This is a genomic window from Bacillus sp. FDAARGOS_527 (assembly GCF_003812125.1).
GTDB classification, from domain to species: domain Bacteria; phylum Bacillota; class Bacilli; order Bacillales; family Bacillaceae_G; genus Bacillus_A; species Bacillus_A paranthracis.
The window spans coordinates 4,997,378-5,012,744 of record NZ_CP033795.1 but is presented as its reverse complement, the minus strand read 5'-3'; the positions used below and the strand labels follow the sequence as shown (position 1 = coordinate 5,012,744).

Genomic DNA, 15,367 nt, shown 5'->3' with positions numbered 1-15,367 from the left:
TTATTTTATTGAACAAACAAAAGCATGTATAATCATTTCATTTAACTTTTGAATTCCCCAATTAACTCTTGTAACTCCTGTGAGAGCCAGCTTAAAGAACTGGCTAATTCAGCAATATCCTGTACAGACATTTCCTGTTCTTTCATGATTTCTTCAACATTACTACTACTATTCGCATACTTATTTGCAATAAGTGATAGTTCATTTACAACACGAACAATATTTTGGCTATTTTGCAATATATTATTTGAATTGCTAGAAACAACTCCAACTTGATTAGTAACAGTTTGTGCTGATTTCGAAATTTTTTCAAAGAAAGCACCACTACTTTCAACAAGTTTCATTCCAGACTCTACTTCTTTTGAGGTTTTTTGCATTGAAACAACAGCTTCTTCCGTTCCTGCTTGTGTTTCCCCTATTAATTTTGCTATATCTTTTGCTGATGCTTCCGTCTGCTCTGCTAATTTACGCACTTCATCAGCAACAACGGCAAATCCCTCTCCAGTTTCCTCAGCACGTGAAGCTTCAATAGTAGCATGTAAAGCTAGCGAATTCGCTTGATTTGAAATACTTGTAATTACAGTTACAATATCACTAATTTCTTTTGATCTTACTTCCAAAGAATAAATGATAGAAGATAAATCTTGTACTGCATTTTGTATTATGTTCATTTGATTCATCGTCTGTTCAATAATACCATTTCCTTTTTCTGAATGATGCTTCGTACCTTCAGACTCTTTCGTCATTTGTTTTGCAATATTAGTTATCTCTTCCATCCTATCTTCCATTTCATATACAATATCTAAATACTTTGGTACTGACGTTTCTTGCAATTGAACGCCAGCCCTTAACTCAACTATAGAACTTACGATTCCTTGGACTGCCATGCTATTTTCTTTCGTACTCACTGACAATTCTTGTGAAGATGAGGAAACCTGTTCTGCTGTCTGCTTCACTTTATCTATAATTCCTTTAAACTTCTCGATGGTATTATTAAAATACGCATTAATAATACCAATATCATCTGGTCTTTCCTCTAATTTAATACTTAAATCACCTTCACCAACTCTGCGTAATCCTTCACGTAAATCCCGCAATGGAGCAAGTGCGTTACGTACGATTAAGAATTGAATAACAGTTGCAATTAAAACAGAAATACAAATAAACATTAAACCTTGTATAATGAATTTTTCCTTTGTAATAGGAACAATAGAAGCATCTACATCGGCTGCAACAATTGCCACAATATTTCCGTCTCCATCTTTAATTGGCTCTAATATCGTTACCCATGATCCTAATAGATCTTCATATACTACTGTCATGTTTGCTTTTTTCGTGCTCATTACCTTATCGTATGCTTTCATCCAAAGATCTGGTTGTTTATAATATTCTCCCGGCCTTACTTCAACAACATTTGCTAACTCTGTAGACAAATCGACGATTAATAACTCACCTTTTTCATTTTCTTTTGCTCCAACAATATAGATTTGTCCAACGCTATTCAATTCTTCCGTTGCTTCATCTAATTTCTCTGTTAACTTCTCTCTCTTTTCTCTTTGTGCCACTGGATCCTTTGTAACATCTCTCACTATTTCTTCGTCTAATTTATGTAATACCGTATCTCCTGTTTCAAAAGAATGCCTTTCAAATATAGACATCATGCTATTTTGAAACATGTTAAAACTTAACGCTCCCATAGTACCAACAAGCGTCAAAATAACTAACACAGTTAACAATACATTCTTTTGAAGAAATGATAGCTTGTGCCAATATTTTTTCATTCACATCACCTTTCTTAATTAACTTAATATAAAGGAAAACTATTAAAATAGAAACCTTATCAACAACTGATAAGGTTTCTCATTTGTTTGCAAATAAAAAAAGACCAATGAAAAAGCATTGGTCAAGACCAACCCTATCCGTCCGGTAACTGGCTAGCGTAGCCTTTCGGCCTTAGCTCCTGTAGTTTTGCGTCCTAATGTTTCCACCAGTTTGCCTTTCTCGCTGAACGAGTTGAACGATATGGGAGTTCTATGAGAATTACATTATTCTCTATCAAAGATTACAACATAAAAATTAAAATGTCTACCTATTTAGAGATACAAATGCAAAGTTTTAATGTATTATTTTTTCGAAATAATTTAACAAAGTACGTGAATGTTACATTTCTTGTGTTATATAATAAAAAATGTATATAACACAGGGATTGTTTTGAGTATTTATTTTAATTTTCATTTAAATTAAATTATTCGAATATATCTTAACTAATGAATTTCGGAGGTAGTTTATCATGTTTTGGCTACAATTTCTTACGTTACTACTCTGCATCTTTATTGGCGCACGTCTAGGCGGAGTTGGTCTAGGGGTAATGGGTGGCGTTGGTATGGCAATACTTGTTTTCGTCTTCCACTTACAACCTACAGCTCCTCCTATTGATGTCATGCTTATGATTTTAGCAGTAATTACAGCTGCTGGTGCACTCCAAGCCGCTGGAGGAATGGAATACCTTGTTCATCTGGCTGAGAAAGCATTACGAAAAAATCCAAAACGCATTACATTCTTTGCTCCAATTGTTACTTATTTATTCACACTTTGTGCGGGAACTGGTCACGTTGCTTATTCTGTACTTCCTGTTATCGCAGAAGTCTCTCGCGAATCTGGAATTAGACCAGAACGACCAATGTCAATTGCCGTAATTGCTTCCCAACAAGCAATTACAGCTAGTCCTATATCAGCTGCAACAGTTGCACTTTTAGCAATGTTAGCTGACTATAAAATCACTTTATTAGATATTTTAAAAGTAAGTATCCCTTCTACTTTTATCGCTTGTATGGTAGCTGCATTTGTTGCTAGCAAAATGGGGAAAGAATTAAATGAAGACCCTGAATACTTAAAACGATTAAAAGAAGGAATGATTCCTAAGATTGAAGAGAAAAAAGAATTTGTTGGTGTAAAAGGCGCTAAATTATCAGTTATCCTTTTCCTAGTAGGAACTTTTCTTGTCGTACTTCTTGGTTCATTTGAAGTACTTCGTCCAGGATGGATAGTTGATGGGAAGTTAGCCCGTCTTTCCATGCCAAACACAATTGAAATGGTTATGTTAACGATTGCAGCTCTTATTATTATTTTCTGTAAACCAAATGTAGAAAGCATCGTGTCTGGTAACGTCTTTAAAGCGGGGGCAACAGCAGTTGTTGCTATTTTCGGTATCGCTTGGATGGGAGATACTTTCTTTAACGGAAACTTAAATATGATTCAAGGATCAATTCAGCATCTAGTAACAAGTGCGCCATGGCTATTTGCCATCGCATTATTCATTCTATCTATTTTACTATATAGCCAAGCCGCAACAGTACGTGCTTTAATGCCACTTGGATTATCACTCGGTATTCCACCAGCACTACTAATCGCGATGTTCCCTGCAGTAAATGGATATTTCTTCATTCCAAACTACGGAACAATCGTTGCTGCCATTAACTTTGATCGTACTGGCACAACTGGCATTGGTAAATATGTTTTAAATCATAGCTTTATGATTCCAGGACTAATCGCAACATTCACTTCTATCGGAATTGGAATGCTCTTAATATCAATTATGTTTTAAAGAAAAAGCACAAACCTACAAATTTACAGGGTTTGTGCTTTTTTAATCAAACGTTTGTTTAAATATTTTTAGCTGTCCATTCTTCCATTATGTTCTTTAATATTTGTGTAAAATCCGCTGGGAAAAGATGCCCCAAACCTTCTCTCACAATTAATTTACAGTCCACATTATATTCCTCAAACATAGACATTAATTGAAGTGTGTTTTCATAAAATGGATCTTTGTCTCCCGTAACAATATATCCTTCTACATTCGTTATATCATTTGATACAACTATACTTTCAATTTCCTTAACATCTCGAATAGCAGGTATAACTGCAATAAATTTTTGAGTCGCTGACATATTCTTTAACGCTAACTCTATCGCTATATTTCCCCCTTGAGAAGCTCCCGCGATGATGATGTCCTCCAAGTTATATTTATTTACAAAATCATTAAAAGTTTTCATAACGTCTTTTATAGCTATTTCATGATTATCCCAGCTATACGACTTCATTCCATGTATTTGTGAGGACCGGGGAAAACCTAATATATACTCATTTAGTATTTCTTCTTCACACCAATATGGTGCAAAATCATTTATATTTGATCCTCTCCAATGCAAAGAAAATAACCCTATCTTCGCCTCTTTATTTCCATAAGTAAATAATTTCGGTTCGGCTGTTAGCTGCTGTTTCTTAAAGATTTCTTCACACTTTTTCACTATCATTTTAAAAGCTGCATTCTCTCGTAATCCCTTTAAATCTTCATCCCCCATAAGTGTAGGTGGATTCCACCAAATCCCCTTTTCTAAAGCTTCGTTTAAACTAACAATCGCTTCCTCATACTTACCTTCTGCCGAAAGTGCACACACTTCCCAAAAACTAGTTTTTTCTATTCTTTCAGGAAACTCCCTTTTTGCTTTATCTATGCATCTATAAATCGCTTCGAATTCTCTTTTTTCGAATAAACGAAACAACTCATTTTGCAACTCTATAAACCGTTTCCTTTTCAAACAATCCTCCCCCTTTTTCTAACTATCGATATCAAAACATAAAAAGCTATGTAGCGTTTTAATACTACATAGCCTTCTTCTACAAACTGTTACTCACTTCCTCTACTAGCCTCTTCGTACTTTCATACGCAGATTCAGCTAAACTAATCGCTGAAATAACTGAAACACCATCCGCACCTGCTTCTATAACCGAAGCGGTATTTTCAATTGAAATGCCCCCAATTCCGACAATCGGTATTGTAATTCCTTGTTCTCTAAAATGAGCTAAACCTTTCGTTCCTTGCACTGCTTTCGTATCTTTTTTCGTACTCGTTGGAAAAATAGGTCCTACACCTAAATAGTCAGCCCCATTTTCAATTGCCCAGCGTGCTTCTTCAATTGTATGTGTAGATACACCAACAATCTTATCACCCATTTTTTCACGAACAGAGGTAATTCCTTCATCATCTTGCCCAACATGCACGCCATCTGCATCTAACTCGAGAGCTAGTTCCACATCATCATTTACAATGAACGGTACACCGTACTCCTTACAAATTGCTTGTAGTTCTTTTGCAAAACAAATGCGTTTCTCTTCCGTTAAAGCGCCTTCCCCCTTTTCACGAAATTGAAAAATTGTTATACCACCTTCAAGTGCCTCTCTCAATACTTGCAGTGGATCCTTCGTACAATTGTTACTTCCCATAATAAAATATACGGATAACAACCTAGACATTTCTGACTTTGAAATACGTGACATTTATTTTCCCTCCTTACTATATAACCTCAATTTCCCCATACTTCTCTATATCACCTGAAGTCGTATTCGCTAACTGATTCAAAAATTCAATTTGAAAACTACCAGGTCCTTTTTCCACTGTCTTAGCGGCTGCCAGTTCTGCCGCTACCCCATAAAACGTTAATGCCGCTACCGCTGCCTTTACATAATCCTTTTCTACCGCTACAAATGCTCCTATTACAGAAGTTAGTAAACAACCAGTTCCCGTAACTTTCGTTAAAATAGGATGGCCATTTCGAATAACAATCGTTCGCTGCCCATCTGTAACAACATCTTCTTTCCCAGTAATTACCGCAACTGTATTCAATTCATCCGCTGCCTGCTTTGCAATACTTACGACATTACCATTTCCAGCACCAGCGTCTACCCCTTTAATTTCCCATCTCTCATTAATAACGTTCGCTATTTCAGCTGCATTTCCGCGAATAATCGCTAATTCAATTTCAGCCGGAATATGTCTCGCAACTTCTGTTCGATACGATGTTGCTCCTGCACCAACTGGATCAAACAGTACTGGTACATTGTTCACATTTGCTGATTTACCGGCAAGTAACATTGCTTCTACTTCTTCCGGACGAAGTGTTCCCATATTTAATACTAACGCTCCAGCAATGCTAGCCATTTCTGCCACTTCTTCTTTTGCATACGCCATTACAGGCGATGCCCCTAACGCTAACAAACCGTTAGCTGTAAAATTTGTTACAACAACATTTGTAATATTATGAACGAGCGGATTAGATTCTCTCACCAAATCCACTACTTTACTAATTTCTTTCCTATTCATCCTTCTCATCTCCTAACTATAGTTATGGGAGATACACAAAAAGGCACTTTGCGCGTACGCAAAGTGCCTGAACATGTGCTTTTACACTCTCCCTACGCTGGCATTATCCAACAGGTTCAAATGGTCAATGACGGACTAGTCATACTCTCAGTTTGTATCCACAAACTCCCATGTGTTTAGTATTCTTCTACTTCAAAGTCTACTCTTATTCTAGTAAAATAACAAGTTCTTTACTTTTCTATTTAATATAGAAGCAACTAATAAAACAATACGCATAATAACTATCTATTTCTCACAGTCTCATCATGGTGCATATTATGTTCTGTCACGATCATTCACTTTCAAACAGATGTTATCCCATTAAAAAACGTTCAAATCTGGAGCGAAACTGAATCTCAAGAAGATGTATGCTATAGTTAACGTATGGAAATTTGAAAGGATGTTTTAAATATGTCAAAAAGCGTTGTAATCGCTGAAAAGCCTTCCGTTGCACGAGATATTGCACGTGTACTGAAGTGCGATAAAAAGGGAAACGGCTACCTTGAAGGTAGTAAATATATTGTAACTTGGGCTTTAGGTCATCTCGTTACATTAGCAGATCCAGAAAGCTACGATGTGAAATATAAAAAGTGGAATTTAGAAGATTTACCGATGCTACCTGAGCGTTTGAAATTAACAGTTATTAAACAAACAGGGAAACAATTTAATGCTGTAAAAAGTCAGCTACTTAGAAAAGATGTAAATGAAATTATTGTAGCGACAGACGCTGGGTTATCTCTATAAAATATGCCTGTACAAAAATCCTAGAACATACCTAATCCTTTGTTTAATAAAGGCTATTTACTTTTTTATAATTGTACATAGTACTAAGAAAAAGGAAGATAATATAAAGCACTTTATATTCTAATTTAATCCAAGTGATATAGCTAATTTGATTCAATATATAATTAAAGAAATATTAATTCGTATATACTTTAAAACTATTTAAATGAATTTATCTATTCTACAAGCAAGTGATCCCGTCAAAATCCTTTGCCGATACGTTTAATTATTAGAGTTTGCTTCATTTTTACGACCGCCAAAAGATAATATACTCCTTGGTGTGTTACACATAGGATCAATGCAAGGATTACTACTTTTGAGGCCACTCTTCATTTTAGCATTTGAAATAAGTTATATGAGACAATTTAGACTTAGGGAAATCAACGATAAAGTGCAATTAATTAAGATAAGCCTCTCCACAAATTTGGGGTATTCTGTATTTTTGTGTAATTTCTGATTTGTAAAAAATTTATTAAAATAAAGCAATAACAGCCTTATGGCTTTTTTTATACGCATTTAAAATAACTTTTCTTTTAATGATATTACCACCTTCCTGATTCGATACCATCAATATTTACAAAAAACAACATACGAAGCTAGTAAAATAAAAAAGCCACCAAAGGGTGGCTGAGTAATTAAATTATATAACTTTTGTCGACTAATGACGGAGATAAATATGTTTCTAATAATGCGGCAACTAATAAAAGTAGTAAATCTATAATTAATAGCACTAAAAGATTTTTTCCTAATAAGATAAATGAATTCTTATTAAGTTCTTTCTTTCTAATCATGTTAACAATGCATACTGCTACAAATAAACCTATTGCTGCAGTGAAAAACATATTTATGATTTCAACTATTCCATGACCTGCAAAATAAGAATATGCTGTTTTTAAGGAAGTTTTTTCTACCAAACTATGAAAAGCAAATCCTAAAGAAAAAAACTGTTGGAACAGAAAAATCAAAGAAAAAAATCCGAAACTAATAATGGAAAATATGATTGTAGTAAAATGGATTTCAAAGTTAGTACTAAAAATAGTAATGAAAGAAGGCTGTAAATTGGGACTAAACTGTTCATTAGGAAGTAGTAAAAAACCCAAAAAGAAAAATGAGCTTCCTATAACTGAACAAGCAATAAAACAAATACTAAATAATTTAGGTTTCACAATTATCACTCTCCAGAACTACTTTATCGAGTTGCTCATCTCTTTTTAAAATTATTTTTTTATCTGAAAAATTCGCTACATCAGTATCTGTTGAATGAGTTGCATAAATTAAAATTGCTTTATGTTGAATTATATAATCCTTCAGATAATCTAGAGTAACTTTCCTCGACCTAATGTCAAAATTAACAAAAGGTTCATCAAGGAGAATTAAATTAGGCGAAGTTAGAAGAGCTAGTATTAATGATAGTTTTTGTCTAGTTCCTAATGATAATTCACGTGTATAAGTATTTTGATATTTATCGAGTCCAATCTCTTGAATGAGATGTTCTAAAGATGAATCTAATCTTTCTCTATTTAGGAAAGATAGTACCATATCTATTGTTTCAGAGGGTGTTAAATAATCGTATAAGAAAGGTGTATTACCAATTAATGAGACACCTGCAATATACTCTTTAAAATTTTCCTTTACTGAAAATTTATTTAGTATGAGTTCCCCATCAAATTTCGTCATTCCACCAATTATATTCAATAACGTTGATTTACCTATACCATTTTTACCCACTAATTCTACAATACTCATATTGTCTACTTTCAAGTTTATTCCATCAAAAATGTAAGTTGATTCACCATATTTTTTTTTTATGTTTATCAATTCAAGCATGTCTTACCTCTCTTTTGTAAGGAAATTATATAACAATAAATAACTAGAATATACAATGAAGAAAACCATTATAGGATATATATTTCCTAATCTCATTGAATAAACAGCTACAACACTGCAGGTAATAAAAGGCAAGCCTAAAATTAAAAGATCTTCAATAGGATTAAAGAAATACAAAAAGAAATTGTTTTTTATATCTTCTATTGATAATTTTTTAAAGCGATAGACTCTTTTTGTAATGATTTTTATTGAGTAGAAGTAGATAATTGTTGAACATACAATAATGATAGCTGTAAATAATGACAATCCGTAAAGAATGATTACACCAAGATAATAACCAATCAGGATTGCTATGAGCTTTCTTGAAAGAAACTTAGAAAGTAAATTATTATAATAATTTTTTTGATCAAACTTCTTTATATAATAAAAATCACTTAAATTAGATCCCTGTAACATTTTTGAGCTATTTATGATTCCTTGGGATATAAAACTTATAATAGCGCTTTCAGAAGCTAAATAAACAGAAATAATAATGAATTTATTAATATTAAAATAAAAATTTAAAATCCCTATTATACATAGAGAAGCTATTGTAAATATATAAGTATATAGGATATGTAAATAATAAGTTCTATTTTGGCAAGATCTAGATAAAGCAATTTGATACTTATCAAATTGTGAATCATTTCGATCTTTTATTATATGTTCTTTCTTTTTCGTATTATTTGGTCCGTTTATAAATAAAAAGACAATCTGATGATTACTCCATAAGAATTTCAAAATAATAGTAATTAAAACAGTTATTAATACTAAAAACTCATATAAAAATATTGTTGTGTAACTAAAATAGAGTTCCCTCATAAAAATGATAATAAAAGAACAATAAAAAAGAATTTTAAATCCAAATGTTAACAATAGTTTTTTTATGATAAGTAATTTAAAATTATTTTCTTGAGCACTATACATCCACTGAGAAACATTCTCCATCTCTTCTGGGTCATAATCATCATTATTAATATCTGTGATTAACATTGTCACAAAAAAATAAGTAGTAGCAATATAAAAAGGGTTTATAAATGAACGAAAATAATAAATTAGCTCGTAAACAAAAATTGGTGCTAATATCGAAACGAAAGTAATGACTACATTTACGTTATACAAAAAAGTTAGCAATAACTTTTTATCGCCATCAGCAAACTTATTTAGAAAATCCCCCAATAAAAGCTCTATATTGGCAAATGCTTTTCTTTTTTTCATTAATCGTTTGTATTTGAAGTACTTCATCTTCTTCAATTTCCTAATATTTTCACAATATTTTTTATTAGGCTAAAGCTTGCTACCAAACCAGACAGAACCGCTATTACTAATATTATCTTCATTGTAGTTTTAAATTTTTTTTCCATTTAACTCACCTTCCTAAAGTTATTTAAATTACACAAAAGTCATCAGCATTTGAATGATAAAAGTCAAACCATAAGTTATTGAGAATATAATTACACTTATTTTAACTTTTAATCTATTTGAGATAGAATCATTTAAATTTGATAAATATAGATAAACGAAACCAGATAATAACATTTGAGAACCTGGAGACCAGCCTAGCCATTCAAGGTCTTGTAAATTATTCAACCCAACAATCCAAATAACCGTCATATTTAATAATATAGAAGATATATTTGAAAAAATTATTACTGATAAAAAGTTGCTAAAGTTTAATTTTTTATTAGCAATAAAGTTTGTAATAAAAGTAACAAATAGTGTTTCTATTATTACCACAGTAATACCCACAATCACTTGTATCGAAGTTAAAAAGACAATAACAAACGAATTGGTAAATAGAGGTAATTTTTTTTGGATTATATCAAATTGTTCAATCACGCCAAAGTTTTTAATTGAAAAAAATGTGTTTGCAAAAATCACCAAAGCCAGAAGGCAAAAAGATAGTAAATTAATTATTCTTTTATTTTTTAATTTGATCATTTTTAATCCCCTTTATAATAAACAAAGTTAACTGACCATCCCCTAAAATTGAACACTACTTCTTATTTTTAATAGTTTATCATTATTTTATTTTGGTGGTACAAATCTAGTAATTTCATTGCCTAATTGTATTAAATCTAAATTCCATTCATTGGTTCATTTTAATTTTATATAAAGGAATATACTTTTCTTAGACATTTCTACTCCGCCGTAATACGATATTTATTACTCTATTTGAAGAATAACGCCCCACTCTTATAAAAAACATTTATTGATTCTTCTTATGACGCAATACCATATCGTTTGTTACTTTCTCTATTATTCATATTTTCCTAATCATCTTGGACTCCTCTCCTAACTAAAAGTTTATTATTTGTTAAGAAAGGAGTCCAAATTTATTAGGGGTGGGGCTAAACAACCCCACCTTAATATCTTTTTAAAGTGCGTTTGCTGCAGCTCTCTTACCCATTCTAGTCATTCCTAAAATTGTAGCACGATATGCCCAAACAGCAGCTGATGCAGAAGCACCAATTCCAGTTAGAGACATTAATAATGAAGCATAAGAAATCCAATCCATATAATCAATAATAGTTGATGCAGTAGCTGCGCTACAACCGATAAGTGATCTAATCATTACTGTTTTCATTTAAATTTCCTCCCTAAATATCCATTTAACCCTTACATCCTTTTAATTATATAAAACAATACAAGAATTAAATATCCCAAATTCTATTTTTTATGTTGTTCCCCGGGTACTAGAAAATAATACCATAAAAAAACATTTTATAAATATGTAAATTTGCATATTTATAAAATTAGTTTTACGAAGTTAAAAAGTTCATATTAAAATATATTTGGTTATTTAATTTACTGAGAAAGCAATTTAATTACGCTAGATCAGTTTGAAAGAAAATAATATAAATTTCCTATTCTAGTTGAATGAAATTTCTTTTCAACCGCATTATTAATACGATAAGTAAGAAATTAGGAATGGTTATCTTATTATGTTATTTTACAAATTTTGTTATAGTATTTAATTACTATACAAATTAAAAATAAATTATTGTAAAGGAGATACGTTATGTTACAAAATCAAGTCCATACTTCAAATAAGAAGAAAAGGATTATTGTTAGTGTTATTATTTTAATTACTATTGTTGCAGCTATTAACATTTTTGTCATGCAAAGTACGAAGAAAGGCGAGGTTAAGACAGGTACTGTAAGTTTCGAAAAGGTATCAGAACGTAAACTTAATAATACGAAGTTAATTTCCGGACAAGTGAAACCAGGAAATATTGAAGGATTCTACACAGATTCGACTAAAGGAAAAGTGAAGGATATTACGGTAAAAGAAGGACAAGAGGTAGAAAAAGGTACGAAGTTATTCTCTTATGATAATGAGGAAATTAATTTAAAGATGAAACAAGCTGAGCTTGATCAAAAGATGGCAGATATGCGATACAATCAAAGCAAGAAGAAAATAGATTCATTGAAGCAAGAAATTAAGAAGACAAAAGATAGCGGTGCTACTACAGAAATCATAAATCCACTGGAAGAGCAACTAAATGAACTAGAAATGCAGCAAAAGACAACTGAGCTTGAGAAAGAAAAAGGAAAGTTGCAAGCAGAAGAATTAAAAAAGCAACAGAAAGAACTTACGATTTATAGTAATTTTGCTGGTGTTGTTCAAAAGTTAGATAAAGATGCTGCACAAAGCTCATCTCAAGCGGTAGGTGGTCAGGGGAAAGCATTCTTACAAATTGCTTCTAAAGATCCGTTCCAAATTCAAGGGACGTTAACTGAGCTTCAGAAGTCACAAATTCAAAAAGATCAAACATTTACTGTAACGGCGAAAGCAAATAATAAGAAGAAATGGACAGGTAAGATTACAGAGGTAAGTGAGTTTCCAACAAGTGCAGAGATGGCTCAAGCCGGTGGTGTAGGTGAGGCAACTCAAAATATGTCTCAATATACATATAAAGCAAGTCTTGATAGTCAAGATGGTTTATCTCCAGGTTATCACGTTTCTCTACAAGTAAATTTAGGGAATAAGAAGATGGTTGCTGTTCCAACTAAGAGCATTGTAGAAAAGGGCGATGATGCATTTGTTTATGTTGAGGATAAAGGAAAGCTTCGTAAACAAAATGTGAAAAAAGGATCTACTGATGGAGACTGGACAGAGATTGTAGAAGGCGTAACAGTGGGGCAAAAGGTGGTTAAAAATCCTTCCGAAGATGTGTATGACGGAATGGAAGTGAAAGAGAAATGATTACGTTAAATCATATTGCTAAAACGTATTATCAAGGAAAATTGGCAGTGCCGATTTTGCACGGTATTAGTTTAACGATTCAGAGTGGTGAATTTGTTTCGATTATGGGGCCGTCTGGTTCTGGTAAGTCGACGCTTATGAATATTATCGGTTGTTTAGATCGTCCAACAGAAGGCGAATATATGCTGAACGACGTGAATATCCTAACAGCAGATGAGTCAAAACTTGCTTTAATTCGTAATGAATATATTGGTTTTGTGTTTCAGCATTTTAATTTGCTGCCGCGTCTTTCAGCAGTGGAAAATGTTGAGCTTCCGCTCGTATATGGTGGCGTGAAGAAAGCGGAGCGTCGCAAGCGTGCTTTGGAGGCGTTAGGTAAAGTTGGATTGGCAGATCGTGTGCATCATTTACCAAATGAGTTATCAGGTGGACAGAAGCAGCGTGTAGCGATTGCAAGAGCGATTGCAAATAATCCAACGTTCATTATGGCCGATGAACCGACTGGTGCACTTGATACGAAGTCTGGTGAGCAGGTCATGAATATTTTCACGAAGCTTAATGCAGAAGGCACGACGATTGTTATGGTTACGCATGAAGAGGAAGTAGCAGCGTATTCGTCCCGCCGCATTGTACTGCGGGACGGGAAAGTTACAGAAGATAGAAGGTGTGCGGTATGAGTTTACTAGATAGTATAAAAATTGCCCTGTCTTCTATTTTAGCTCATAAACTACGTTCTGCTCTTACGATGCTCGGTATTATTATCGGAGTAGGTTCGATTATTACTGTCGTTGCAATCGGACAGGGCGGGGAATCGATGCTGAAATCTCAATTTGCTGGTTCAGGTAATCAAACTGTTCAAATTCATTATAGTGCAGATATGAATGATCCTTTTGGTATGGAAATGGTAGAAGCACCGAAAATAACTGAAGAAGATATTTTTGAAATAAAAAAAATCTCAGAGATCACACATGTTGTGACAACAAACTCAAGCATGGAACCACTTGATATTGAAGATAAAAAAGAAATGGTAAGTATTACTGGATTAGATAGTGAGTACTTTGCAGTAAATAAAGTAAAGTTGTTAAAGGGACGTTCTTTACAAGAATCAGATGTGGACCAAGGTAATAACGTTGTCATGATTAGTAAACAAATGGAAGAAAAGGTATTTAAGGATGCCAATCCAGTAGGTAAAATTATTGAAATAAAGGGACAACCAATGCAAATTATTGGTATCTACAAATCAGATAGTGAGTTTATGGGAATGGGAACATCAGAAATATTAATTCCAATTTCATTATGGCCAATACTATATGGGAAAGATGAAATTCAAAATATTTCTGTTCAAGCCAAAAATGTAAATGATTTAGAGAAAGCAGGTAAAAAAGCTGCCGATGTCTTAAACAGCCGCAAACCAAGTGACGCAACTGGTAAATACGAGGTTCTAAATTTAAAAGAACTTCAAGAAGGCATTTCAAAGATGACAGGGATTATGACAATGATCATCGGTGGTATCGCTGGTATTTCACTAATTGTTGGTGGTATCGGTGTTATGAACATCATGCTCGTATCTGTAACGGAGCGTACACGTGAAATTGGTATACGTAAAGCACTTGGTGCAACGCGCAGCAAAATTTTATTACAGTTCTTAATTGAAGCAGTTATGTTAACGCTTCTTGGTGGGCTGATAGGAATTGGGCTTGGTTATGGTGGTGCATATATTGTTTCCACGTTTGCAAAGTGGCCACCACTTGTTTCATGGGAAGTTGTCATAGGCGGCGTATTGTTCTCAATAACACTCGGCGTTATTTTCGGATTAATTCCAGCGAACAAAGCTGCAAAATTAGATCCAATTGAAGCACTTCGTTATGAATAAATTACTAGTGTAGTAGGAATGTTATTCTCTATTACACATACCCATTGTTTTAGTAGGCATTTCACATCCTCGAGAATAAAGAGGATGTGAAACTCCCCCTTATAACCATTTATATTAATATAAAAATGTATTATAAAGGAAGTGAGTTTAAATAAACAGAAAGTTGGCGAAGAAAAACCGCCTTTACTTAAAATGATTACAGATCCTGGAGTACAATTCGAATGAGAAAAAATTTGAGACATGTTCTTCTTATTAGCACTGCTACAAGTTCTTTTTGGTAGTTGCAGTGCGTAATATTATGTATACATCAACAGCGATTGTTAAGATTAAAAATCATTAGGTCATTATTAAGTTTTTATGATGTTTTTTCGAAATAATACTCCTTATACAACTATTATTATCATTAGTGGTCTTATTAAGGCTATTTTAAGTTTAA

General features: G+C 33.0%; 13 protein-coding genes, 1 pseudogene and 2 riboswitches. Of the genes and pseudogenes, 5 read left to right on the top strand and 9 right to left on the bottom strand.

Annotated elements, in window-relative coordinates; all coding sequences use genetic code 11:
- Positions 1 to 41 precede the first annotated feature (41 nt).
- On the bottom strand, positions 42 to 1,781 hold the full coding sequence (locus EGX95_RS28680) for a methyl-accepting chemotaxis protein (protein ID WP_000761091.1): 1,740 nt from the start codon (positions 1,779 to 1,781) through the stop codon (positions 42 to 44).
- A 141-nt stretch (positions 1,782 to 1,922) separates the two neighbouring features.
- A riboswitch (cyclic di-GMP riboswitch) is annotated at positions 1,923 to 2,007 on the bottom strand.
- Between the two features lie 283 nt (positions 2,008 to 2,290).
- Between EGX95_RS28680 and EGX95_RS28675 the strand changes: the two genes are divergently transcribed.
- Positions 2,291 to 3,604: an anaerobic C4-dicarboxylate transporter family protein gene (locus EGX95_RS28675; protein WP_000498726.1), complete on the top strand. Its 1,314-nt coding sequence runs from the start codon at positions 2,291 to 2,293 to the stop codon at positions 3,602 to 3,604.
- A gap of 58 nt (positions 3,605 to 3,662) precedes the next feature.
- Here EGX95_RS28675 and EGX95_RS28670 read toward each other — a convergent pair whose 3' ends face one another.
- The 3 genes from EGX95_RS28670 to thiM all read right to left on the bottom strand — a co-directional run bounded on the left by EGX95_RS28670 (position 3,663) and on the right by thiM (position 6,160).
- Positions 3,663 to 4,598, bottom strand: coding sequence for an alpha/beta hydrolase (locus EGX95_RS28670; RefSeq protein ID WP_000824016.1), 936 nt, complete (start codon positions 4,596 to 4,598; stop codon positions 3,663 to 3,665).
- 79 nt (positions 4,599 to 4,677) lie between these two features.
- Positions 4,678 to 5,337, bottom strand: a complete 660-nt coding sequence (gene thiE / locus EGX95_RS28665; protein ID WP_000086996.1) for a thiamine phosphate synthase — start codon at positions 5,335 to 5,337, stop codon at positions 4,678 to 4,680.
- A gap of 16 nt (positions 5,338 to 5,353) precedes the next feature.
- The gene (thiM, locus tag EGX95_RS28660) at positions 5,354 to 6,160 is read right to left on the bottom strand and encodes a hydroxyethylthiazole kinase (RefSeq protein WP_001080178.1); all 807 of its coding nucleotides are present in this window, start codon (positions 6,158 to 6,160) and stop codon (positions 5,354 to 5,356) included.
- 72 nt (positions 6,161 to 6,232) lie between these two features.
- Positions 6,233 to 6,342, bottom strand: a riboswitch (TPP riboswitch).
- A 268-nt stretch (positions 6,343 to 6,610) separates the two neighbouring features.
- Between thiM and EGX95_RS28650 the strand changes: the two are divergent.
- Positions 6,611 to 6,931: pseudogene (locus EGX95_RS28650) on the top strand (toprim domain-containing protein); the annotation flags it as partial.
- Positions 6,932 to 7,617: 686 nt separating this feature from the next.
- On the opposite strand, the gene EGX95_RS28645 reads toward EGX95_RS28650, so the two are convergent.
- The 5 genes from EGX95_RS28645 to EGX95_RS28625 form a co-directional block, all read right to left on the bottom strand.
- A complete protein-coding gene (locus EGX95_RS28645) occupies positions 7,618 to 8,148 on the bottom strand; it encodes a stage II sporulation protein M (RefSeq protein ID WP_000802882.1) in 531 nt (176 codons plus the stop codon).
- Complete coding sequence (locus tag EGX95_RS28640) at positions 8,138 to 8,809, bottom strand: ABC transporter ATP-binding protein (protein WP_000891224.1); 672 nt, start codon at positions 8,807 to 8,809, stop codon at positions 8,138 to 8,140. Before EGX95_RS28640 ends, EGX95_RS28645 begins: the two co-directional genes overlap by 11 nt.
- Positions 8,810 to 8,812: 3 nt before the next feature.
- Entirely contained in the window at positions 8,813 to 10,066 is a 1,254-nt protein-coding gene (locus EGX95_RS28635) for a sugar transporter (protein WP_226809490.1), read from the bottom strand.
- Between the two features lie 174 nt (positions 10,067 to 10,240).
- Positions 10,241 to 10,789, bottom strand: coding sequence for a hypothetical protein (locus EGX95_RS28630; protein ID WP_000593545.1), 549 nt, complete (start codon positions 10,787 to 10,789; stop codon positions 10,241 to 10,243).
- A gap of 436 nt (positions 10,790 to 11,225) precedes the next feature.
- The gene (locus EGX95_RS28625; protein WP_000859781.1) at positions 11,226 to 11,435 is read right to left on the bottom strand and encodes a hypothetical protein; all 210 of its coding nucleotides are present in this window, start codon (positions 11,433 to 11,435) and stop codon (positions 11,226 to 11,228) included.
- A gap of 435 nt (positions 11,436 to 11,870) precedes the next feature.
- On the opposite strand from EGX95_RS28625, the gene EGX95_RS28620 reads away from it, so the two are divergent.
- Genes EGX95_RS28620 through EGX95_RS28610 form a run of 3 tightly spaced genes read left to right on the top strand, consistent with a single transcriptional unit; the run spans position 11,871 to position 14,931 of the window.
- Positions 11,871 to 13,058 (top strand): efflux RND transporter periplasmic adaptor subunit, encoded by a 1,188-nt coding sequence (locus EGX95_RS28620; RefSeq protein WP_000941146.1) that lies wholly within the window; start codon positions 11,871 to 11,873, stop codon positions 13,056 to 13,058.
- Entirely contained in the window at positions 13,055 to 13,735 is a 681-nt protein-coding gene (locus EGX95_RS28615; protein WP_000631604.1) for an ABC transporter ATP-binding protein, read from the top strand. Before EGX95_RS28620 ends, EGX95_RS28615 begins: the two co-directional genes overlap by 4 nt.
- Positions 13,732 to 14,931 carry an ABC transporter permease gene (locus EGX95_RS28610; RefSeq protein WP_000054389.1) on the top strand — a complete coding sequence of 400 codons (1,200 nt, stop codon included), beginning with the start codon at positions 13,732 to 13,734 and terminating at the stop codon, positions 14,929 to 14,931. The genes EGX95_RS28615 and EGX95_RS28610 overlap by 4 nt, the downstream gene beginning before the upstream one ends.
- Positions 14,932 to 15,367 lie beyond the last annotated feature (436 nt).